Origin of the sequence: Amycolatopsis roodepoortensis (assembly GCF_014873915.1) — a bacterium.
Taxonomy (GTDB): Bacteria; Actinomycetota; Actinomycetes; order Mycobacteriales; family Pseudonocardiaceae; genus Amycolatopsis; species Amycolatopsis roodepoortensis.
In genome coordinates this window covers 677866-699356 of sequence record NZ_JADBEJ010000008.1, presented here as the reverse complement: position 1 = coordinate 699356, position 21491 = coordinate 677866, and the positions used below count along the sequence as shown (strand labels likewise).

Annotated in this window: 22 protein-coding genes; 9 read left to right on the top strand and 13 right to left on the bottom strand. The window is 69.8% G+C overall.

Annotated features, from left to right (window positions below; genetic code table 11):
* Positions 1 to 36: 36 nt before the first annotated feature.
* Together H4W30_RS44675 and H4W30_RS41025 are read left to right on the top strand one after the other, a co-directional pair.
* Positions 37 to 1296, top strand: a complete 1260-nt coding sequence (locus tag H4W30_RS44675; RefSeq protein ID WP_192747634.1) for a sensor histidine kinase — start codon at positions 37 to 39, stop codon at positions 1294 to 1296.
* Complete coding sequence (locus tag H4W30_RS41025; protein WP_192747633.1) at positions 1293 to 1955, top strand: response regulator; 663 nt, start codon at positions 1293 to 1295, stop codon at positions 1953 to 1955. Before H4W30_RS44675 ends, H4W30_RS41025 begins: the two co-directional genes overlap by 4 nt.
* Here H4W30_RS41025 and H4W30_RS41020 read toward each other — a convergent pair.
* The 4 genes from H4W30_RS41020 to H4W30_RS41005 form a co-directional block, all read right to left on the bottom strand.
* Positions 1925 to 2635, bottom strand: coding sequence for a hypothetical protein (locus H4W30_RS41020; protein WP_192747632.1), 711 nt, complete (start codon positions 2633 to 2635; stop codon positions 1925 to 1927). The genes H4W30_RS41025 and H4W30_RS41020 overlap by 31 nt on opposite strands.
* Before the next feature lie 358 nt (positions 2636 to 2993).
* Complete coding sequence (locus H4W30_RS41015) at positions 2994 to 3197, bottom strand: cold-shock protein (protein ID WP_005163378.1); 204 nt, start codon at positions 3195 to 3197, stop codon at positions 2994 to 2996.
* A gap of 248 nt (positions 3198 to 3445) precedes the next feature.
* Complete coding sequence (locus H4W30_RS41010) at positions 3446 to 3616, bottom strand: hypothetical protein (RefSeq protein ID WP_192747631.1); 171 nt, start codon at positions 3614 to 3616, stop codon at positions 3446 to 3448.
* Between the two features lie 257 nt (positions 3617 to 3873).
* Complete coding sequence (locus tag H4W30_RS41005; protein ID WP_267283988.1) at positions 3874 to 5535, bottom strand: thiamine pyrophosphate-binding protein; 1662 nt, start codon at positions 5533 to 5535, stop codon at positions 3874 to 3876.
* A 171-nt stretch (positions 5536 to 5706) separates the two neighbouring features.
* Here H4W30_RS41005 and H4W30_RS41000 point away from each other — a divergent pair, with 171 nt between their 5' ends.
* Together H4W30_RS41000 and H4W30_RS40995 are read left to right on the top strand one after the other, a co-directional pair.
* A complete protein-coding gene (locus tag H4W30_RS41000; protein ID WP_225950821.1) occupies positions 5707 to 6939 on the top strand; it encodes a hydroxyacid-oxoacid transhydrogenase in 1233 nt (410 codons plus the stop codon).
* Positions 6933 to 7352, top strand: a complete 420-nt coding sequence (locus tag H4W30_RS40995; protein WP_081975695.1) for an acyl-CoA thioesterase — start codon at positions 6933 to 6935, stop codon at positions 7350 to 7352. The genes H4W30_RS41000 and H4W30_RS40995 overlap by 7 nt, the downstream gene beginning before the upstream one ends.
* On the opposite strand, the gene H4W30_RS40990 is transcribed toward H4W30_RS40995, so the two are convergent.
* The 4 genes from H4W30_RS40990 to lanKC all read right to left on the bottom strand — a co-directional run bounded on the left by H4W30_RS40990 (position 7308) and on the right by lanKC (position 13555).
* Positions 7308 to 9044 (bottom strand): ATP-binding cassette domain-containing protein, encoded by a 1737-nt coding sequence (locus H4W30_RS40990; RefSeq protein WP_192747629.1) that lies wholly within the window; start codon positions 9042 to 9044, stop codon positions 7308 to 7310. The genes H4W30_RS40995 and H4W30_RS40990 overlap by 45 nt on opposite strands.
* A complete protein-coding gene (locus H4W30_RS40985; RefSeq protein ID WP_192747628.1) occupies positions 9041 to 10708 on the bottom strand; it encodes an ABC transporter ATP-binding protein in 1668 nt (555 codons plus the stop codon). The genes H4W30_RS40990 and H4W30_RS40985 overlap by 4 nt, the downstream gene beginning before the upstream one ends.
* A 111-nt stretch (positions 10709 to 10819) precedes the next feature.
* Positions 10820 to 10963, bottom strand: a complete 144-nt coding sequence (locus tag H4W30_RS40980) for a SapB/AmfS family lanthipeptide (protein WP_091598068.1) — start codon at positions 10961 to 10963, stop codon at positions 10820 to 10822.
* A 39-nt stretch (positions 10964 to 11002) separates the two neighbouring features.
* Entirely contained in the window at positions 11003 to 13555 is a 2553-nt protein-coding gene (gene lanKC / locus H4W30_RS40975) for a class III lanthionine synthetase LanKC (protein ID WP_192747627.1), read from the bottom strand.
* A 426-nt stretch (positions 13556 to 13981) separates the two neighbouring features.
* Between lanKC and H4W30_RS40970 the strand changes: the two genes are divergently transcribed.
* Together H4W30_RS40970 and H4W30_RS40965 are read left to right on the top strand one after the other, a co-directional pair.
* Positions 13982 to 14347: a hypothetical protein gene (locus tag H4W30_RS40970; protein WP_192747626.1), complete on the top strand. Its 366-nt coding sequence runs from the start codon at positions 13982 to 13984 to the stop codon at positions 14345 to 14347.
* Positions 14340 to 14750: a hypothetical protein gene (locus H4W30_RS40965; protein ID WP_192747625.1), complete on the top strand. Its 411-nt coding sequence runs from the start codon at positions 14340 to 14342 to the stop codon at positions 14748 to 14750. The genes H4W30_RS40970 and H4W30_RS40965 overlap by 8 nt, the downstream gene beginning before the upstream one ends.
* Positions 14751 to 14861: 111 nt before the next feature.
* On the opposite strand, the gene H4W30_RS40960 is transcribed toward H4W30_RS40965, so the two are convergent.
* The 3 genes from H4W30_RS40960 to H4W30_RS40950 form a co-directional block, all read right to left on the bottom strand.
* Positions 14862 to 15848: an MCE family protein gene (locus H4W30_RS40960; protein WP_192747624.1), complete on the bottom strand. Its 987-nt coding sequence runs from the start codon at positions 15846 to 15848 to the stop codon at positions 14862 to 14864.
* Positions 15849 to 15954: 106 nt separating this feature from the next.
* Positions 15955 to 16332 carry a PPOX class F420-dependent oxidoreductase gene (locus H4W30_RS40955; protein WP_192747623.1) on the bottom strand — a complete coding sequence of 126 codons (378 nt, stop codon included), beginning with the start codon at positions 16330 to 16332 and terminating at the stop codon, positions 15955 to 15957.
* A gap of 36 nt (positions 16333 to 16368) precedes the next feature.
* On the bottom strand, positions 16369 to 16761 hold the full coding sequence (locus H4W30_RS40950; protein ID WP_126732320.1) for a MerR family transcriptional regulator: 393 nt from the start codon (positions 16759 to 16761) through the stop codon (positions 16369 to 16371).
* A 56-nt stretch (positions 16762 to 16817) separates the two neighbouring features.
* Between H4W30_RS40950 and H4W30_RS40945 the strand changes: the two genes are divergently transcribed.
* The gene (locus tag H4W30_RS40945) at positions 16818 to 17774 is read left to right on the top strand and encodes an SDR family NAD(P)-dependent oxidoreductase (protein WP_192747622.1); all 957 of its coding nucleotides are present in this window, start codon (positions 16818 to 16820) and stop codon (positions 17772 to 17774) included.
* Here the strand turns inward: H4W30_RS40945 and H4W30_RS40940 are convergent.
* Positions 17771 to 18859: an alpha/beta hydrolase family protein gene (locus H4W30_RS40940; RefSeq protein WP_192747621.1), complete on the bottom strand. Its 1089-nt coding sequence runs from the start codon at positions 18857 to 18859 to the stop codon at positions 17771 to 17773. The two genes, H4W30_RS40945 and H4W30_RS40940, sit on opposite strands and share 4 nt — an antisense overlap.
* A gap of 140 nt (positions 18860 to 18999) precedes the next feature.
* Here H4W30_RS40940 and H4W30_RS40935 point away from each other — a divergent pair, with 140 nt between their 5' ends.
* Both H4W30_RS40935 and H4W30_RS40930 read left to right on the top strand, forming a co-directional pair.
* Positions 19000 to 20202, top strand: a complete 1203-nt coding sequence (locus H4W30_RS40935; RefSeq protein ID WP_192747620.1) for a sensor histidine kinase — start codon at positions 19000 to 19002, stop codon at positions 20200 to 20202.
* Positions 20199 to 20846: a response regulator gene (locus tag H4W30_RS40930; RefSeq protein WP_192747619.1), complete on the top strand. Its 648-nt coding sequence runs from the start codon at positions 20199 to 20201 to the stop codon at positions 20844 to 20846. Before H4W30_RS40935 ends, H4W30_RS40930 begins: the two co-directional genes overlap by 4 nt.
* Here the strand turns inward: H4W30_RS40930 and H4W30_RS40925 are convergent.
* On the bottom strand, positions 20836 to 21480 hold the full coding sequence (locus tag H4W30_RS40925; RefSeq protein ID WP_192747618.1) for a GNAT family N-acetyltransferase: 645 nt from the start codon (positions 21478 to 21480) through the stop codon (positions 20836 to 20838). The genes H4W30_RS40930 and H4W30_RS40925 overlap by 11 nt on opposite strands.
* Positions 21481 to 21491 lie beyond the last annotated feature (11 nt).

The following is a 21491-nucleotide window of genomic DNA, read 5'->3' as shown; positions in this document are numbered from 1 at the left end:
GATGTGCCCGGTCCGCGGCGTCGTTAGCGTCGAGCCATGGATTCGTACGGCGGTTCCCTGGGGTGGGCGCTCCTCACCGGACGCGACGCCGATCTGGAACCGCCGTCGGCCTGGTGGCGCGGACCGGTCTGGGTGAAGACGCTCCTCGCCGGATCCGCGCTCGCAGTGCTGGTGGGCCTGACCTACGGCACTTGGGCGCGATACCTCGGCGGTAACAGCCTGCCGCTGGTCTTCTTCCTGCTGATCCTGCAGGTCGTGCCGCCGTTGCTGGTCGTCAAGCGGCCGTTGACCGCCGTCCGGGTGGCGGCGGCGGGGATGGTCTGCGCGATCATCGCGGTCCTCTTCCCCGCCAGGCCCACGCTGTTCGGCCCGACCCTGTCGGACTGGCCGTTGCAGGTCCACGTCCTGCCGTATCTCCCGGTGCTCGCGATGACGCTCGCCCGCACGAAACCCGGGCAGGGCAGGGGGATCTCGATCATCGCCGTGACGCTGGCCGTCGGGGTCGGCGTCGCGCAGCTACCGCGCGCGGGCACGAAGACCTTGGTGTGGTCGTTGATCGTGGTGGCCGCGACCATCGCGGCGGGATACGGGATGCAGCAACGCCGCCGGGCGCTGGAGCAGGTCGACGCGGCCGAGCGCACGACGGTCGAGGAGCGGGCGAAACGGGCTTCGTTGCAGGAACGCGCGTTGATCGCCAGGGAACTGCACGACATCATCGGCCATCACCTCTCCCTGATCGCGCTGCGGACCGACAGCGCGCGCTACCGCGTCCCGGACGTGTCCGAGGCCGCGGAGGAGGAGTTCCGCGCCATCGGGGTCGCGGCGCGGGAAGCGCTCGACGAGGCCCGGCGGCTGGTCGGCGTACTGCGTGACACCGAGGCCGAGCCAGAGCACGAACCACAGCCAGGGCTCGCGGAGGTGCCGTCGCTGATCGACGGCTGCCGGGCCTCCGGGATCGGGATCCGCGCGAAGATCTCCGCCTGCGACGACGTTCCCGCGCTGATCGAGCTCGCCGCGTACCGGATTCTCCAGGAGGCGCTGAGCAACGCGGCACGGCACAGCCCGGGGGCGGAAGTGGAGGTCGAGGTGCGGCGAGGTCCCGATGGGCTCGAAATCCTCGTCGAGAACGGTCCGCCCACGAGGCCTGCCGCACCTTCGGCAGGTGACGGCACGGGCCTCGCCGGGATCGCCGAACGCGTTACCCTGATCGGCGGCTCCCACGAGGCGGGACCGCGGGCCGACGGCGGTTTCCGCGTGGCCGTCAAGCTGGATCTCCCGGGGGTGGACGACGCGTGACGACCGTTTTCATCGTCGACGACCAGGCCTTGGTGCGGGAGAGCTTCGCCGGCCTCCTGAACGCGCAACCGGGTCTGGACGTGGTGGGCCAGGCAGGCGACGGGATCGCGGCGCTCGCGAACATCGCCGCGCTGGCCACGCCACCGGACGTCGTCCTGATGGACATCCGGATGCCGGTGATGGACGGTCTCGAAGCGACCAGGCGGCTGCTCGAAGGTGACGGCGAGAAGCCGAAAGTGCTCGTCCTGACGACGTTCCATCTGGACGATTACGTCTACGAGGCGCTGCGGGCGGGCGCGAGCGGGTTCCTGTTGAAGGACGCGCCGTCGGCCGAACTGATCAACGCCATCGAAGTGGTCGCCGCCGGGGACGCGCTGCTCTCCCCCGCGGTCACGAAGCGGCTCATCGCGAACTTCGTGGCGAGCGCACCGGCTCCGCGGCCGTCCCCGGCGAGGTTCGACGTGCTCACCGAACGCGAACGGGAAGTGTTGCGGTTGATCGCGAAAGGACGGTCCAATCCGGAGATCGCCGCGGATCTGGTGCTCTCGGCACAGACGATCAAGACGTATGTCGGCCGGATACTGGCGAAACTCGGGTTACGGGACCGGGCACAGGCGATCGTGCTCGCCTACGAAGCGGGGCTCGTCTCCCCCACCTGACGGTCGGCGGGCCTCGTCAGCACGCGGACACCGAGCGGGACGAGCGCCAGGCCGAGGGCCACCGCGGTGAAGACGCTCAGGAGCTCGCTTTCCTTCAGCACCCCCATCCAGAGCGTGCACGGCCAGAGGAACAGCAGCGCCCGCACGATGCCAAAGGTGCCTGCGCGGAACGCCCCGATGGCCAGCAGCAGCCCGCCGGCGTATTGGCCGACCGACGCGGTGACCGGGATCCGCCACAACCCGTAGGACAGGTCGACGTAGTCGTCCATCACCAGCTTCGTCGCGTGGTCCAGACCGAGCTTGTCGACGAGCTCGAAGGCCGTCAGCTCGACACCGGCGAAGTAGACCCGTGCGAACAAGCCGAACGCGAGCAGCAGGAATCCCCACGCGGCCAACGCCGGCGCCTTCGCCGCGACGATTTTCGCCAGCGTCAGGAAAGCCGGCAGCAGGAGGACCGCTCCGAGCAGGAAGAGCGAGTACGCGGCCGTCACGAAGCCCGGGTTGGCGGCGTACGCGGCCAGCTGTCCGGGCGCGGCGAAGGGGTACTGGTCGAACCACGCGACCTGCTCCGGTGTGAAGTCCTTGAGCACCAGGTGTCGCAGCAACAGGCCCGCGCACCACACGAGCGGGGCGAGTATCAGTGCCACTCCGCCGATCCATCGGCCGGTTTTCCCGTTCATGGTGGAAGCGTCGCCGATGGGGACGGCGCGGGGCAGCGGGCGAAGGTCAGGCGGGAGCCTCGACTTTCGTCAGGTTCGGGGCTCACGCGGACGGTTAGGGCCAACCGTGAGTGGTCGTGCTGGGTGCCCACGTCTCGCGCGCTGGCGCGGTTACGCGTGACTGGATGGACGACACGCGTGTCCCGCCGGACGTTGCGAAAGCCACTTTCGCAACGTTGAAGGTTGCGAAAGTGGCTTCGCAACGTCGGCCATGGCCGGGTAGGTACCCAAGACCCCCTTGGCCAGACCCGTCACGAGCCCGGAAAAGCAGCAGGGCCGCCTCCCCGAAGGGATGACGGCCCTGCTTGGAAAGCTTGGATCAGATCACGGTGACCGAGGTGGCCTGCGGACCCTTCGCGCCCTGCCCGATCTCGAACTCCACGCGGGCGTTCTCCTCGAGGGTACGGAAGCCGTTGCCCTTGATCTCGCTGTAGTGCACGAAGACGTCGCCGCCGCCGTTGTCGGGAGTGATGAAGCCGAACCCCTTCTCGGAGTTGAACCACTTCACAGTGCCCTGAGTCATAAAATCTCCATATGCAACACAAACAAACAGGAAGCCACGTCGGCAGCCCGGGTCTTGACCAGACGGTTTGCTTCCCCGGAAACACGAGGAGACACTACGCCCGCTGAGTTCTGCGAGCGTGAACCAACACGAACACAAAAAACGAGACCTGAATCAGTAAAGCACACCTCACGCAGGCCGACAAGCGTCTTCACCCTGGTGTGCGCAGCCGCACTGTACCTCTCCCGGCGAGGCCTCCGCCGACCGGCCTATTCGCCGCTGGCGGCGCGCAGGGGCACCTCGGTGCCGAACGGCGAACGGCGCAACGCCTCCCGGTTCGTGGCCACGACGGCGATGTCGTGGGTCTCGGCGTCCGCGCTGAACAGCACCGGCACCACGCCGGAAACGGACTTGTCCTGTGGCTTCGTTTCGTCAGCCATGTTTTCTCCCAGTGTCAACACAACGCTCTAAGTACTGCGTGCCAACAACTTCACCGGTGATCGCTCCGGTCCATATCGGACCCTCGGTGTTGCGGCGATTGTGCCACGGCCGACCGACAAAATCCGGTCTCCGCGACCGAAAGTCGGCCGAGTCGTCACCGGTTTCCCACCCTTTGGAGCAGGTGAAGGCGGCCCCACAAGGGTTTCTGTGTATCCCCTGAGAAAAAGTACCGCCCGGTGCTCCGGCGCGGCGGCCCCTACTGGCCGCCTTGCTGCGGCCTCGCGGCGCCCAGCAGGCTCGTCAGCCGGATGTCCGGGGTCACCACGTCCGGATCCGTCCTGATGTCGATCACGCACGGCCGTTGCCGCACCAGCGCGCTCGCGATGATCGGCTCCAGCTCTTCCCGGTCGTCCACGGTGTACCCGGCGGCCCCGAGCCCGCGAGCCCACGACGCGAAGTCGGTGATGGGGACGGTGACGCCCGAAAGCCGTCCGTGCTTGCGCGCCTGGTGCACGGCGAGCGGGCCGTGCACTCCGTTCTGGAACACCAGGACAGTCACCGGGACGCGGTAGCGGACGGCGGTCTCGATCTCCTGGCCGGTCATGAGCGCGCCGCCGTCGCCCGCCATCGCGATCACCGTCCGGCGTGGTTCGGCGAGTTTCGCCGCGACCGCCGCGGGGACCGCGTACCCCATGGCCGCGTTGCTCGGGCCGAGCTGGCTGCGCGGCGCGGTGAAACACCAGTAGCGGTGCATGAACTGGGCGAAGTTGCCCGCGTCGCTGGTCACGATCGCGTCCTCGGGCGCGAGTTTGCGCACCGCCCGGATGACGTCGGCCGGGTGGACGCGCGTGGCGCCGCTCGTGTCGGGCGGGGTCATGAAGGTGTGCACGGCGGCGTTCGCGGCCGACGCGCGCCGCTGCCGTGGCGAGGCGACATTGCGCAGTTCACGCAGGAAGGGCTCGACCTCGGAGTCGACCCGGAAGGTCAGGCCGCCGCGGCGGGCGGGCTCGATCCCCGTGCCGACCAGCACCAGCGTCTGCGACGGCGTCGGGTAGCGGAAGGACTGGGTGGTGACCTCGTCGAGCTGGGTGCCCAGCGCGAGCACGAGGTCCGCGCGCTCCAGCGCGTCGAGCTGCCGCGCGGGGATGCCGATGCCGAGGTGGCCGGCGTAGCGCGCGTGGTTCTCGGGAAAGGCGTCCTGGCGGCGGAACGCGTTGTACACCGGCAACGCGAGCTCGTCGGCGACGGCGATCAGCTCGTCCCGCGCGGCGCGGGCCCGGCCGCCAACGATCACCACCGGGTAGCGGGCCTCGTCGACCAGCTGCGCGACCGCCTCGGCGGTCCGGCCGAGCGCGCCGGTGGCGGGCGGCCGCACGGAGGCGACCGGTTTCGCCGAATCGAACGGGACCCCCCAGAAATCGGCGGGGACGGCGACGACGGTGGGCCCCGGCCGCCCTTCCCGGCAGCGGGTCAGCGCCTCGACCAGCAGGCCGGGGACCTCGTCCGGCGATTCCGCGCGGCCGGTCCACTTCGAGATCGGCTCGAACATCGCGGTGAGGTCGGCGGTGGGCAGCTCGCTCGTGGGCCCCGGATCCTGCGGCGGGTTCTCCAGGAGGACGACCATCGGGCTCTCGTCCTGGTACGCCGTGGAGACGCCGATCGCCAGGTTCGCCGCGCTCGGGCCGCGGCCGGCCAGCAGCACCGCGGGGTGCTCGGTCAGCTTGCCTTCGGCCTCGGCCATGAAGGCGGCGCCGGAGTCGTGCCTCGCCGAGACGAAGGTGATCGAGCGTTCGCGTTGCAGCGCGTCGAGCAGATCCAGGAAGGACTCACCCACCACCGCGTACACGCGGTGGATCTGCGCCTCGGTCAGGATCCGCACGGCCGTCTGGGCGACGGACGCTCCCGGTTGGTATCTAATGAGAAGAGCTTAGGCGGGCGGTGATCGGTGCCGTCAAGCGATCTTCCGATTCCGGCAACCCCGGAGCGGCGGAATGTCCGAAATTCGGAACGTGTTCGAGCAAGGGAGCACGAAAACGTGACCTCAGCCACCGCCGGACGTGAAACTGTTTTCACTTACGGGGCGCCGGCCTTGAAGTACGGCACCGGGTCGAGCGACGAGATCGGCTACGACCTCACCCAGTACGGCGCGCGCCGCGTGCTCGTCCTGACCGACGCGGGCGTCGCCGCGACGGGCTGGCCACAACGGATCGCCGAAGGTATCGAGACCTATGGCATCGAAGCCGTCGTCTTCGACGGCGTGCACGTCGAGCCGACCGACGTCAGCATGCGGAAGGCCGTCGACTTCGCCCGCGGGCAGGGCGAGTGGGACGCCTTCGTCGCCGTGGGTGGCGGGTCGGCCATCGACACCGCCAAGGCGGTGAATCTGTTGACCAGCAACGACGGCGACCTGATGGACTACGTCAACGCGCCGGTCGGCGGCGGCCGCGCGCCGAGCGCGCCGCTGAAACCGCTGGTCGCGGTGCCGACCACGACCGGGACGGGTTCGGAGAGCACCACGGTCTGCGTGCTGGACGTGTTGTCACTGCGCGTGAAGAGCGGCATCAGTCATCTCCGGATGCGGCCGAGCCTCGCCGTGGTCGACCCGCGGCTGACGGTCTCGCAGCCGCCGGAGGTCACCGCCGCGAGCGGGATGGACATCCTTTGCCACGCCGCAGAGAGCTACACGGCCAAGCCGTACACCGAGTTCGACCGGAAGCGCCCGGAGGACCGGGTCCCTTACTGTGGCTCGAATCCGCTGGCCGACATGTTCGCCGAGCAGTCGCTGCGGCTGCTGTCGTGGGCGCTGCCCGCGGCCGTGCGGGACGGCTCCGACATGAAGGCACGCGAGGCGATGGCGCTCGCCGCGACGTTCGCCGGGCTCGGCTTCGGCAACGCCGGCGTGCACATCCCGCACGCCAACGCGTATCCGATCGCCGGGCAGGTCCGGGACTTCCATCCGTCCGGGTATCCGGGCGACGAAGCGATGGTGCCGCACGGGATGGCCGTCTCGCTGACGGCGCCGGCCGCGTTCCGGTTCACCTTCGACGCCGCGCCGGACCGGCACATCCGGGTGGCCCGGCTGCTCGCGCCGGACTACGAATGGCCGGGCGATCTGCGGGAACACCTGCCCGCGGTACTCGGGCAGATCATGCGGGAGATCGGGATCCCCAACGGGATCGGCGCCGTCGGGTACACCGAGTCCGATGTGGACTCACTGGTTTCCGGCACGGTGAAACAACAACGGCTGCTGGCGACGGCGCCGCGCGAGGCGTCCGAAGCCGATCTCGCCGTCATCCTGCGGGAATCGGTGACGCTGTGGTGAACGCCGAGTACCCGCACTGGCAGACGGTTCCGTTGCGGTGGAAGGACAACGACGTCTACGGGCACGTCAACAACGTCGTCCACTATTCGGTGATGGACACCGTGATCAACACGTGGCTGATCGAACGCGGCGGCCTGGACATCGAAACCGGTGAAGTCATCGGGCTGTGCGTGGAATCGCAGTGCAAGTACCACGCTTCGGTGTCGTTCCCGGGAGAGCTCGAGGTCGGCCTGCGGGTCGGCCACCTCGGCCGGTCCAGTGTCCGCTACGAGGTCGGGATGTACTCGAAGGAGACGGTGATCGCGGAAGGTCACTTCGTGCACGTCTTCGTCGATCGCGAATCCCGGCGGCCGGTCCCCGTCGAAGGTCTACTCCGGAGCGCGCTGGAAGAACTGCGCACTGGGCTGGGGTAAGCGCGGCGACCACGCGTGCATGAGCTGGGCGTAGCGCGTGGACCGGTCCATGAGTTCGAGGTGGGTGCCGAGGGCGGTCTCCTTGCCGTCCATCACCAGGACCCGGTCCGCGCGCAACGCCGACGACAGCCGGTGCGCGATCACCACCAGCACCCCGCCCCGCTCGGCGAACGCCCGCTCCGCGCGGGCTTCGGCGGGCGGGTCGAGGTGCGACGTCGCCTCGTCGAGGATGACGACGCCCGCTTCGCTCGCGTAGACGCGCGCGAGCGCGATCAGCTGCGCCTCGCCGGCGGACAGCGTGCCGTGCCCGATCTCGCCGTCGAGCCCGCCCAGCCGCGTGACCAGCGGTTCCGCGCCGACGGCCGCCACCGCCGCCAGGAGTTCGCGGTCCATCGCGGTCTGCGCGAACAGGCCGACGTTGTCCCGCACCGACCCCGCGAAGACGTAGGCCTCCTGCGGGATCAGCGCGATCATCCGGTGCCGCAGCGCCGACGGCACCTCCCGGACCGGCACGCCACCGAGCAGCACCCGGCCACCCTGCGGTTCGAGCATTCCGGTCAGGAGCCCGGCCAAGGTCGATTTACCGATACCGCTCGGCCCCACGACCGCGAGCCGCTCGCCGGGCCGCAGGTGCAGGTCGAGCCCGCGCACCACCGGCTGCGCCGCCGCGCCCCAGCTGAAGGTCAGGTCGCGCACGTAGATCGCGGTCCCGTCGGGTTCGGCCGTGCCATCGGGCTCGGGCTCGGCTTCGGCGGTCTCCGCGAGCCGCCGCAGCGCGACGATCAGCCGCAGCACCACGGTGCTCGCGGTCGCGGCCAGTCCACGCAACGCAGGCTGCATCGTCGTCGCGAGGTAGACCAGCGCGCCGAGCGCGGCGCCGGCGGTGAGCACCCCGTCCCGGACCATGCCCGGTGCCACCAGCAATGCCAGGAGCAGCGGCACGAACCCGCCGGTCGCGATCACCACCGTCCGTGCCGCCCCGGACCGCGCCACCCGCACGGCCGCCGCGGCCTGCGTGTCGATGGCGTCGTAGAGCTCCAGCGCGGCCAGCGGTTCCGCGCCGCAGGCGACGACGTCGCGCATCCCGGACAGCGACGCGCCCGCCACCTCGGCGGTCCGCTCGTCGGCGAGCGCCAGCGCGCGCTGGCGGCGAGCGAGTGACGGGAGCAGACAGGCGAACACCGCGACCGCGACCACCACCGGGATCGCGACGATCAGCGCCAGCGAACCGGCGACGGTGAACAACCCGGCCAGCGCCGCCACCGTCGTCACGATCATCCCGCGCGCCTGCACCAGCAGCCCGGCCGTGGCGTCGCGGACGACTTCGACGTGCTGGGTGATGCGGGCGACGCCGCTGGCGTCCGGCTGGTTCCGCGGCGGCGCCGGATCGTGCAGGACCCCGCGGACGACGGCCGTCACCAGCGCGTCGCGCAGCGGCTCGACGACCTTGCCGAGCTGATGCCACACCAGCCGTGAACCGAACGCGCCGATCACGGCGACCAGCCCGAAGATCGCGAGCCAACGCAGTCCGGTGCCTGGCCGATCCGCGGCAAACCCCTCGTCGACCGCGAGCTCGACCAGGCGACCGGACAAGAACGCGGGCGCGCTTTCCAGTACGGAGCAGGCCAGCAGGACCAGCCCGCCGCGCCACTGCCCGGCCAGCGCCGAGCGGTAGAGCCCCCAGACACTCATTGCGCACCCTCGGTGAAAACGGCTCGATAGGCCGGATCCCGCCACAGCTCGTCATGCGCGCCGACCGCCCGGACCCGGCCGTCTTCCAGCCACACCACCGCATCCGCCCGCGACGCGGTGGCCGCGCGATGCGTCACCACCACCCGGGTCCGGCCGGGGAGCGTGCGTTCGATCGCCTCTTCGACCGCGGCTTCGGTGACCGTGTCGAGGCTGGCGGTGGCGTCGTCGAGGATGAGCACCCGCGGCGCGTGCGCGATCGCGCGCGCCAGCCCGATCCGCTGCGCCTCCCCGCCGGACAGCGGTGTCTCCGAAAGCGGCGTCCGGTAGCCGTCCGGCAACCGGACGATCAGGTCGTCGACCTGGGCGGACCGGCAGGCCGCGCGCACGGCGGCCTCGCCTGCCCACGAGCCGTAGCCGACGGCGTCACCGATCGTCGCCCCGAGCAGCGCGGGCCGTTCGAAGGCGAACCCGACGACCGCGCGGAGCTCGTTCGGCCGCAGCCGCTCCACCGGGCGGCCGTCGAGCAACGCCGCTCCTTCGTCCGGGGTCAGCAGTCCGCCGAGGACGTTGACCAGCGCGGACTTCCCCGCACCGGAACGCCCGACGACCGCGGTGAACCGGCCGCCCGGCACGAGCAGGTCGACGTCGGCCAACGCGCCTTCGACGGTGACACCGCGCAGTTCGAGCGTGCCCCGCCCGGGAACCACGCCGAGGTCGCCCGGTTCCGGGACCGGCGAGTCCAGCACCTCGTTGATCCGCCGCGCGCACGACCGCGCGCGGGAAAGTGTGGTGAGCAAAGGAATCTGGGTGATCAAGCCCATGCCGAGCGCGACGTAGCCGAGCGCCGCGAGGACCTGGCCGACGGTCAGCCTGCCGTCCAGCACCCCGAAACCGGCGGCGGCGAGCACCGCGAGTTCGACCGCGGGCAGCAGCAGCCCGGAGCGCCACACCATCCTGGCCTGCGTCCGCCACATCCCGCGGCCGGCGAGGCTCAGTTTCGGCAGGGGCCGCAGCACCCGTTCGGCCTCGCGGTCGGCGGTGCCCGACGCGGCGATCGTGCGGAGCCCGGCGACGGCGTCGACCATCCTCGCCGCGAGTTCGCCGGACACCTCTTGATAGGTGAGGACGTCGTCCGCGGTGTTCCTCAGATGGGTTCGCGCGAGCATCAGGCCGAACGGGATGCTGCCGAGGAAGACGAGCGCGAGCCGCCAGTCCATCACGGCGAGCAGGACGACCGCGCCGCCGGAGATCAGGGTGGTCGAGCCGAGCTGGACGACGACCGAGGCGACCATTCCCGCGCCGGTGCAGTCACCGGTGAGCCTGCTGATCGCGTCGCCGTCGGCGAAGGTCGATCGGGTGCCGAGCGCGAGATAGCGATCGGCGAGTTTCCGGCGCAGCCAGGCGGTCGCGGACGCGGTCATCCGCGCGGTGAGGATGCCGCCGATCAGGCCGACGGCGATTTCGGTGACACCGAGGACGATCAGCCAGGAGACCTCGGGAAGGCTGGGCCGCCCGGCCACCACGGCGTCCACCGCGGCGGCGAGCGCGCCGGGCAGCAGCAGTCCCGCCGCCGTCCCGGCGAGCGCGCTGAGGATCAGCCCGATCAGGCGGGGACGATCGAGCAAGGTCACCGTGACCAGCAGACGATCGGCGGAACCCGCCATCCCACTCCTTACAACGTGATCCCAACGAGATGAACCGGAAGGCAAAATAAAGGCGCGGGAGCGGCGCACTTGGCCTGTGCCGCTCCCGCGCCCTCAGTGTTCAGCCGTGACTCAGTGGCAGGTCAGCAGGCTGACGGTGCTGTTGGCGCAGGAGGCCAGCAGGCTGAGGTTGCTCGCGCCGCCGTGGCTGCCACCGCCGCCGCCTTCGAGGACCTCGGGGGTTTCCAGAGCCTGCAGGTCGAGAACCAGTTCCATGGTGTTCCCTTTCACTAGTTATCTCTTGGTCCGCTGCCCTCACTGGACAGCAGTTCGGGAGGACAGGAAGGGCAGCGCGGCCTTCCCGTCCAGGGTGGTGGCCAGTGCGAGCAGGACGCCCGCGCCGCCGGTGACGACGTCCATCGACAGCCGCAGCAGCTGGTTGCCGGGGAACGCCAGGCCGCCCTTGTACGGCACCGCGTACCAGGCGAGCCGGGAAAGATGCAGGTCGATGGCGTCGCGGACCCGCTGGTCCGGTTCGGCGCCCATGGCCAGCGCGGTCATCAGCCCCCCTCGGCCGAACAGCAGACCAGGGTGGATGACGAACTCGCCGCGGCACGCTTCACGCAGGCCGGGAAGGCTCTTCAGCGCCTTCGCGTCGGGACGGTGCTTCGCCAGCTCCTCGGCGACCATGAGGATCCCGGCGCTGCCGACACCCACGTAGGGCAACGTCCGGGTCTCGCCGTCGCGGACCTGCAGCGAGCCGTCGTCGGACTCGACGCACTCCTCGATGTCCCGCTCCAGCGCCTGGTCCGCGAAGGACAACCAGCCCTCTTCGCGGGTGCGCTCGAACAGCCGCACGAACAGCAGCGCCGGGCCGGACCAGCCGTTGAGCAGCCCGGCCCTGCCGAAGTCTCCGGGAGGGGCGGCGGTTTCGAGCGCTTCGGCGAGCCGGACGGCGGTGGCGAGCGCCTGCCTGCCGAACTCGTTGTCCTTGCGGGACACCGCGAAGTGCAGCTGGGTGAGCCCGATCCCGGACAGGCCGCCTTCCAGGCCGTGGTCGGTGGTCTGCTCGACCAGCGTCGCCGACGCCGACAGCAGCTTGGTGGCCTCGTCCCGGTATCCGAGTTCTTCGAGGACGTACGCGATCCCGTACGAGCCGTCGTAGAAACCCGGACGTCCCGGGGGTTCGCGGCGGATCGAGTCCAGCAGCCAGCGCTCGTGCTCCCGGTGACGCTCGCCGCTGGTCGCTTTCAGTGCGTAGAGGACGCCGGCCGCGCCGTAGCCGAAGCACGCTCCGCCGACGCGGAACTGCTCGATGTCGCCGGGGAAGAGCCGGTCGGTGCGCTCGGGGGTCGCGCTGGCGAGGATCGCCTCGGTGATCTGCTTGCGCACCAGCGCCCAGTCCGGCTTGTCCTGGTCCAGCTCGGTCGCGCTCGTCAGCGGCGGCACGTCCCTGGGCGCGAGCTCGGCGACGATCGAGTCGGCGTAACCCTCCGGGACGTCGAAGCGCTGCTGGACGAAGTCCGCGAGCCCGCGCAGCTTCGCCGGGGCGAGTTCGAGGAGCGTGGTGAGCGGCAGGAAGATCCACAGTTTCAGGACGGCGAGCGCGTACTGGTCGACCTCGAAGCCGTTCCGGTCCCGCGGGGCGCGGAAGCCGGGCGCGCCGAGGGCGGGCCGTTTGCCGCTTTCGACGTCGGCCGCCATCTCGAAGTCGATCAGCGAGACCGTGTCGGTGTCTTCGGTGTCTTCGTCGACCAGGATGTTCAGCGAGTGCAGGTCGCCGAAGACGATCCCGCGGCCGTGCACCTCACCGACCATCGCCTCCACCCGCCGGACCAGCGCCAGCGCGCGTTCGGTGTACGCGGCGATGTCGGCCTCGGTGGTGTCGCGCCTGGTGAGCGGGTAATTGCGGGCGAGCCAGTTGCCGAGCGAGACGCCGGGCATGAACTCCATCGCCAGGAAGTGGTGCTCCCAGACGGTGAAGCGGTCGTAGGTGGCGGGGATGCCGTCGATGCCCTTCAACCGCTCCAGCACCTCGTGCTCGCGGCGGAGACGTTCGACGGCGTCGACCTCGTCGCGGTCCAGGCCGGCGAACGGCCGCGCCTCCTTGAGGACCACCCGTTCGCCGTCGGTCTTCCGGTCGGCGAGGTACACGCCGCCGCCGTTGGAGAAGTGCAGCGAGCTCTTCACCTGATAGGGGAACTGATCCGCGCCGCCGCTCTTGCGAGCCGCGAGATGAGGCGCGAGGAACTCCGGAATCGTCACCCAGTCGGGGACGGAGAAGGTCGGCTCGCGTTTGTCCGGGACCAGCGTCCCGTCCGGCTTGCGCACCGCGAGGACCCGCTTGCCGTCGAGTTCGACCCATTGCTCGGCGAATCCGCCGTAGCGGACGTAGAGCGGCCCGGCACCATACCGAAGATCACTGAGAATGTAAGCCCCCGGCTCACCGTCGAGCTTCGCCGACAACTCGGCGAGAACGCGCTCGAGCTCGTTGTTGTCAGCCGGATAAAGAGTCAGTAACTTACCGCTTCCGTCACGCGGAGCGTATTTCGAATTCCTTGCCAGCAGGGTGCTCCGCGACCGGAGATGCTTGTAGGACACGTCGTGCTCGACACAATGCTCGTGCACCTTCACGAGCACCCGCTCGGCGTTGCCCAAACCTGCGGAAACGTGGATTTTCCAGCCCTGCAAGGGAAGGTTTCGAGCAACCGGATGCAACAGCCGCCACACTCCGCGCACTCCGGTGCGCCAGCCCGCCTCGGGTGCCGGCAGCAGGGAGGCGAAATCGTCGGCGGCGTCCCCGGTTTCCCGCTGCTCATCGAAGAACAGTGGATCGGCGAAGCAATACGCTTCGTACCGGACGTCCATCGAGCGCCCCCTCCTTGGCACCAATCGGATGGGCCATGTGCACCATCGCGATGGAGAATATTCCACCCGCCGGACCCCGAACGGCCAATCCGCCATATCGGGGGTTCGGATGGGCTGTTCAGGGACGTGAATTCGAAATCTACCGAATGGTAGGGGTACCCAGCGTGAGATCAACTCGTATTTCAACCACCCGGTCGGTGTGTAACAGGAACGAACCGGCGAGGTAATCCCTGGTCCAGGTGGCCAACACAAAAACGCGCGACCGAATTGACAGAGCGCCAACCGAACGCGCTTCGTGATCTATTCACCCGAGGTCTGGACCAGTGCGCCGGTGCGTGGCGCCCGCCACGCACCCTGCCGGTCGCCCGCCGGCGGTGATCCGCCCGGAGGTACGTTGTCGCCGGTGGAGCAGGTAAGGAGGCCGACGTGATCACAGGCTTCGCGGTGACCGTCGCGATCTGCGCGACGCTGGTCGCGGCGTGGAGTTTCGTCCAGGCCGCGCGTAAGAAACTGCCGGACAACGCGCTGCTCGCCGGCCTCGCCGTGGTCGAGGTCCTGCTGGTGGCCCAGCTCGTGATCGGGGTCGTGCTGCTGATCGGCGGCGGCAACCCCGGCAGCATGGCCACCTATCTCGCCTACCTGATCGGCTGCCTCGTCGTACTCCCGCTCGGGACGGTCTGGGCGCTGGCCGAGCGCACCCGGTCGAGCACCGTGATCCTCGGCATCGCCTGTCTCGCGATCCCGGTGATGGTGCTGCGGCTGCACGAGGTCTGGGCGGGCGCCAGTGCGTGAGAAAACCGAGGAGAAGACGGTGGACAAGGCTTCCGGGCCGGGACGGATCCTGGTCGCCGTGTACGCGATCTTCGCGCTGGCGGCGACCTCACGCGCCGCCGTGCAGATCAGCACCAAGTTCCACGAAGCGCCGCTGGCCTACGCCCTCTCCGCGTTCGCGGCCCTCGTCTATCTCCTGGCCACCGTCGCGCTGGCCCGCCGCGGCGCGGGCTGGTGGCGGATCGCACTGGTCGCCTGCGCCGTCGAACTGGTCGGCGTGCTGACCATCGGCACCTTCAGCCTCTTCGACCGCGAGGCCTTCCCGCACGCCACCGTGTGGTCGGTCTACGGCCAGGGATACCTCTTCATCCCGTTGGTGCTTCCGGTGATCGGGTTGTACTGGTTGCGGCGGACGAAGCCCTGACACGCAACTCGCGTGATCAGAGGCGTATCTCGCGTGATTGAAGGCGTAACTCGTGTGTTCCGCCTCTGATCACGCGAGTTACGGCTCCAATCACGCGAGATACGCCTTCCATCACGAGTCGAAGCAGCCCTTTTCGTTGAGCGGCCCGAAGGTGGGCAGCACCAGACCGCACAGGTAGCCGTCGATCCAGCGTCCGTTGCCCGCGACGTTGGTGAGCACCCGGATCGCCGGGGCGAACGCGGCGATCCCCTTCGCCAGCGAATCCTGGTTGCGCTGGAGCATCGACGTCAGCCGGTCGAGTTGTTCGAGGACCGGCCCGAGCTGGCCGTCGTTGTCGGCGATGATGCCGTCGAGCGCGGTCGCGAGCCGTTTCGATCCGTCGAGCAGATCCTTGATGGCCTGCTGCCGGGTGGAGATCGCGCGCAGCAGCGCGTTGCCGTCCTGGATCAGCCGCTGGACCTCGGTGTCGCGGTCGACGAGGGTCTGCGACACCTGCCGGGTGTTCGCGAGCAGCGTCCGGAGCTGCCGGTCGCGGGAGGCGATGGTGCCGGACAGTTTCGAGATCCCGTCCAGCGCCGAGCGGACGTCGGCGGGCGTATCGGCGAAGGTCGCCGAAATTGTGTCGAAGCTTTTCGCGAGCTGGCCGACATCGATGGCGTCGACGGTTTTCGACAAATCCCGAAACGCTTCAAGAACGTCATACGGCGCGGTGGTCCGCCGCAGCGGAATGGGATCTCCGGGATCGAGGACCGCTTCGCCGTGCGGATCGAGCGCCAAGTACTTCTGCCCCAGCACGTTCTTGATCCGAATGGACGCGCTCGTGGCGTCACCGACCCAGGCGTCCTTCACCCGGAACGACACGAGCACGCGGTCACCTTCGAGGTCGATCTCGGACACCTTGCCGACCTTCACCCCGGCGATCCGGACGTCGTTGTCCGCCCGCAGCCCGCCCGCGTCGGAGAATTCGGCGGAATAGGTGGTGCCGCCACCGATGACCGGCAACGCGTCGGCGTTGAGCGCCGCCGCCATCCCGAGGGCCATCGTGGTGAGCCCGGCGAGCGCGAGCTTGATCGGATCCACCGCACCGAAGGACCTCATCGTCTCACCTCGCAGGTCACAAGCGGCAAAGCTTAAGGGCCGCTCACGCCCATCGCCAGGCGAAACGTTGCACCGATCGGGTGGCAATGTCTGTCCATTGTGGACTCTAATCGAGCCGGACCTCGTAATGGAGCGTCTTGTACTTCTTCAGCCGGTGTACGAGCGGGACGAAGAAGCCGTGCAGGAGCCGATGCTTCCCGGCCAGGAGGGCGGCCGCGTGCCGGGCCTCTTCACCTTCGAGCAGACGGGCACGTCCGCGCACCGGCTCCCCGGTCGGAGTGCCGCGAAACGTCGACGGGGCGATCTCGATCCGCGGATCGTTCCGCAAGCGCTTGGCCTTCCACGCCGCGTCATACGTACGGATGTACGCGTGATCCCCTTCGACGGCGATGTTGACCGGTGTCCCGATGGGCGTCCCGTCCCGCTTGAAAGTCTTCAGCAGAACCGTCTTCTGGTCCGTGAACCTGGCGAGTTTCGTGGTCATGTCCCTGTGACGAGATCGCCGCGCGAAACGTGACGGCTAGCGCCAGAGCCCGTCCGCCGTCCCCCGCGCGACATGCTCCTCGTAGATCTCGACCTTCCGGCTGATCAGCTCCAGGCAATCGGCCAGTTCGGCGATCCGGTTCCGCACGGTCTTCTGGTGTTCCCGCAGCAGCTCCAGCCGCTTTTCCTCGTTTCCCGGCCCCTGCCGGACGAGTCCGGCGAATTCGCGGATGGTGGCGAGCGGCATCCCGGACGCCCGGAACTTCGTGCAGTTCACCAGCCAATCGACGTCCTGCTCGGTGTACACGCGGCGGCCGCCCGCGTCCCGTTTCACCGGCGCCGCGAGCAGCCCTTCCTTCTCGTAGAAGCGAAGCGCGTGCACGCTGAGGCCCGTCCGGGCGGTGACCTGGCCGATCGCGAGTTCCGTCACCACAGCGACGATAGCCTGTTGACCTAGAGCGCCCTCTAGCTCCTAGCGTCCGCCCCATGACCAACGCACAACACAAGATCGGCTCCGGTTTCGGCGCGCGCAGCACCGCCGCCGAAGTACTGGACGGAATCGACCTCTCCGGCAAGCTCGCCCTCGTCACCGGCGGCTATTCGGGGCTGGGCCTGGAAACCACGCGCGCACTGGCAAACGCGGGCGCGCACGTGGTCGTCCCCGCTCGCCGCCCGGCCGACGCCGAGGCGGCGCTCGCCGGGATCTCCGGCACCGAGGTCGACGAGCTCGACCTCGCCGATCTGGCGAGCGTCGAGGCCTTCGCTCGCCGGTTCCTCGCCACCGGCCGGCCGGTCGACCTGCTGATCGCGAACGCCGGGATCATGGCCGCGCCGGAGCGGCGGGTCGGACCCGGCTGGGAATCGCATTTCGCGATCTGCCACCTCGGCCACCACGCCCTGGTGAGCAGGCTCTGGCCCGCGCTGAAGGCGGCAGGCGGTGCCCGCGTCGTCTCGGTGTCCTCCTCCGGTCATCATTCCTCGCCGATGCGCTGGGACGACGTCCAGTTCGAACGCGGCTACGACCGCTGGCTCGCGTACGGCCAGGCCAAGACGGCCAACGCGCTGTTCGCGGTGTGGCTGGACACCCTCGGCGCCGAACACGGGATCCGCGCGTTCAGCCTGCATCCGGGCGCGATTCTCACTCCCCTGCAGCGGCATCTGCGGCCGGAGGAGATGGTCGAACGCGGCTGGATCGACGAGCACGGGAATCAGGCCGACCCGGACTTCAAAACGCCGGAGCAGGGCGCGGCCACCCAGGTCTGGGCGGCGACGTCACCGATGCTCGACGGGATGGGCGGGCTCTACTGCGAGGACTGCGACGTCGCCGAGCTCGCCCCCGACGAGGGCGAGTGGGTCGGCGTACGCCCGTACGCGATCGATCCCGGCGAGGCCGCGCGGCTCTGGAAGCTCTCCGGCGACCTCACCGGGACCGTCCTCGCCTAGTTCCAGAACTTGATCTCGGGGTTGCCCGGCACCGGCCCGTCCAGCAGCGGCTGATGCCCGCCGCGCAGGTTCTTGTCGAAGAACGCGGACACGTACGCCCTGGTCAGCGCCATTCCGCGCTCGCCGCCGAGCAGCTCGGGCTTGCCGAGCCCGAGCTGTTCACCGAGGACACCGACGTCGGTGAAGGACGCGTGCCCGGCCGCCGCGACGCTGATCCAGCGCTTCCAGCCGGTGAGGTTCGGCCAGCTCCCCGCCCACGTCGTGTCCGGGCCGGCCGGGGTGTACTCGCTTTCGCGGCCGAGCAGCAGGAACGGCCGGTCGATCCCGGACGCGGGGATCGGCGACCACAGCCTGCCGTCCAGGTCGGCGCCCGCGCGGATCCGCGAGTCGTCGATCATCGCGGTCGGCGTGCTGTATCCGCCGATGGAATGCCCCGCCATCCCGATGCGCGCCCGGTCGATCAGGTGGGACCAGCGCGACGAAGGCCTGGTCAGCGTGTCGAGGACGAACGAGGCGTCCGCGGAGCGGATCGGCGGGAGCAGTGTCGATTCGGACCCGCACGCGGCGCATTCGGTGACGCGCCCGTCGGGGAAGGCGGTGCCGTGGGACTCGTAGTTGTGGCCGATCAGCGCGACGACGAACCCCTTGCTCGCCAGCTCTTCCGCGAGCCCGGTGAGCGTCGTGCGCGGTTTGCCGAATCCCGGCGACAGGACGACGAGCGCGCGCTTCCCCGGCCGGGGCGGGGCGTCGACCCTGGCGCTGGTGCGGGTCCCGGCGACCAGTGCGGGGTCGATGTCGGGGAGGCCCGATTCGGTCAGGAACGCCTTGGCCTCGGCCAAGGTGAGGTAAGGCCGTTTCGGGCCGATCGGTGCCAGCGCGGGATAGAACATCGACACCATCAGCTCGCGCGGCCCGGACGGCACCCAAGGGTCCTGGCGCGAGCGGTCGACGAGGTGGAGGTCGGTGGAGCCGACGGGATACGAGCCGGTCGGCGGCGGCAGCGTCAAGCGTGGGGCCGCGGTGGCGGGGCTCGCCAGGGACACCATGCCGGCGAGGGCGGCCAGCGCGACGAGAAGCCTTCTCATGAGGTTTCCGTTTCTGTCGAGGATCTTCCTGCGACCAGGCTGGAGCCCGCCGCCGTATTCGCGCGTCTGCCGCAGGTCGTATCCCGGGGTCTGCCGCGAGAGGGATTCGCGCCGCCTGTTCCTCCGATTACGCTCGGCTGGTGCTGGCCTTCCTCAGGAATCACCCGAGAGCCGTCGACCGCGGCCTGACCATCCTCATCGGACTGTCCACTGTGGTCTCGGCGGACGATCCGGAGGGCTTCGAGTGGTGGCTGGTCTCCTTGGTGGCCTTGGCTTCCCTGCTCGTCCGGCACCGGAATCCCACGATCACCTTCGCGGCCGGGGGCACGGCCTCGCTCCTGCATCTGGCCATGGGCAACGACCTCAAACCGGTCGACGTCGTGGCGCTGATCGGTCTCTTCTCCGTCGCGGCCTGGGGGTCGCGACGGCGTTCCGCCGGTTTGCTGGCCGCGGGGTTGCTCGTCGCCGGGGCGTGGTCGTTCTACGCCTCGGAAGCGAACACGCGGACCCCCGTCCCGATGCCGCCGCGGATCATCGTCATCGATCGGCTGGCCCCGGTCGCCACCGACGCCGACGACCACCAGGTGCAGGACTGGGGCGGTTTTCCGGCCATCGGCCTGTCGCTCGGCGTGGCGTGGCTCGCCGGGCTGAACACGCGGCAGCGCCGGATCCGCCTGTCGGTGCTGGAGCAGCGGGCCGCCGACCTCGAACGCGAACGCGACACCCAGGCCGCGCTGGCCGTGGCCGCCGAACGCGGCCGCATCAGCCGCGAACTGCACGACGTCGTCGCGCACGCGCTTTCCGTGGTGGTCCTGCAGGCCCAAGGTGCCCAAGCGGAGCTGGACCGGCGACCCGAACGGTCGCGGGAGGCGCTGGACGCCATCGTCGACACCGGGCGCACCGCGTTGAGCGAGATCCGGCGGCTGCTCGGCGCGCTCGGCCAGGACGAGCCGGAGTGGGAACCCCGGCCCGGCGCGGAGCGCCTGCCTCGGCTGGCCGCCGACATCCGGTCGGCGGGCACGCCGGTCGAGTTCCGCGTCGAAGGGGAACCCCGGCCCCTTCCGTCCACAGTGGACCTGGCGGCCTACCGGATCGTGCAGGAGGCGCTGACGAACGTGCTGAAACACGCCGGTCCGGCCGCGTCGGTGACTATCGTGATGCGCTATGGCCCCGGAACGCTGGAGATCGAGGTGACCGACGACGGTGTCGCGGCGGAACCGGCGTCCGGCACCGGGCACGGCCTCGAAGGGATGCGGGAACGGGTGAACGTACTGGGCGGCACCTTCGACGCGGGACCGCGGCCGGAGCGCGGCTTCGCCGTCCGCGCGACCCTGCCGTCATGACGATCCGGGTGGTCATCGCCGACGACCAGGCGCTCGTGCGCACCGGACTGCGGATGATCCTGGACAACGCGGACGACATCGAGGTCGTCGGCGAGGCGGGCGACGGCGCGGAGGCCGTCGCGCTGGTGGCGGACCTCGATCCCGACGTCGTGCTCATGGACATCCGGATGCCCGAGATGGACGGCGTCGAGGCCACCGCGGCGATCGCTGCGGCGCATCGTGCCCGCGTCCTGGTGCTGACCACGTTCGACCTCGACGAATACGTCTACGCCGCGCTCCAGGCGGGGGCCAGCGGCTTCCTGCTCAAGGACGCGCTGGCGCCGGATCTGCTCGCCGGTGTCCGGGTGGTCGCCGCGGGCGAGGCGACCCTCGCGCCCACCGTCACCCGGCGGCTGCTCGACCGGGTCGTCACCGGCCTGCCCGTGCCGCCGGCGGACGACCGGCTCGCCCTGCTCACCGGCCGCGAACAAGAGGTGCTCCAGCAGCTGGCGCGCGGCCTGTCCAACGCCGAGATCGCCGAACTGCTGTTCCTCTCGCCGGGGACGGTGAAGACCCACGTCGGCCGCATCCTCACGAAACTCGGCCTCCGCGACCGCGTCCAGGCCGTCGTCTTCGCCTACGAATCCGGGATGATCAACCGCTGATCGCGGCGGGCGTGCGCCAGTGCTTGCCGCGCCGGGGCCGCCGGTGCTGGCCACGCCTGCCGAGGTCGGCGAGGCTGTCCACGGGGCGAGCGGCGAATTCTTCGGCGGTGATGCCCATCCGCACGAGGTACTTGATCTCGCCGCGCACCACCTCGGTGTCCCGCAGCCTGCCTTCCTCGCGGAAACCGAGACCGCCGTGCAGCGACAGGGACGCCACATTGCCGCCGTACACGGTGACCTCGCATTTGCGGAAGCCGCGCTGCCCGAACATGTGGGCCAGGAGGACGGTGATGGCGTCCGTGGCGTATCCGCAGCGCTGGTGGCGCGGGGCGATCCCGATGCCGTAGCCGAACCGGCCGGTCACCGGGTCGGCGCCGATGGTGCAGACCGAACCCACCAGCATCCGGCCGCGGACCGTCTCGATGCCGAAGTGGATGTCGTCGCCGGAGGACCCCGAGCGGTGTGAGGCCCAGTGGCGGTGCCCGCCGCCGATCAGCGGCGTCGCCTCGCGGGCCATGTCACGGTCGAAGCCCATCAGGACCCGGCGGTCCCCCAGCCCGACCTCGCGCAACCGCACCTTCCGCCCGACCTGCTCGGGCTCCAGGGCGGAGCGGCTCACCGCGTCCGGCCGCACGGGTGCTCACG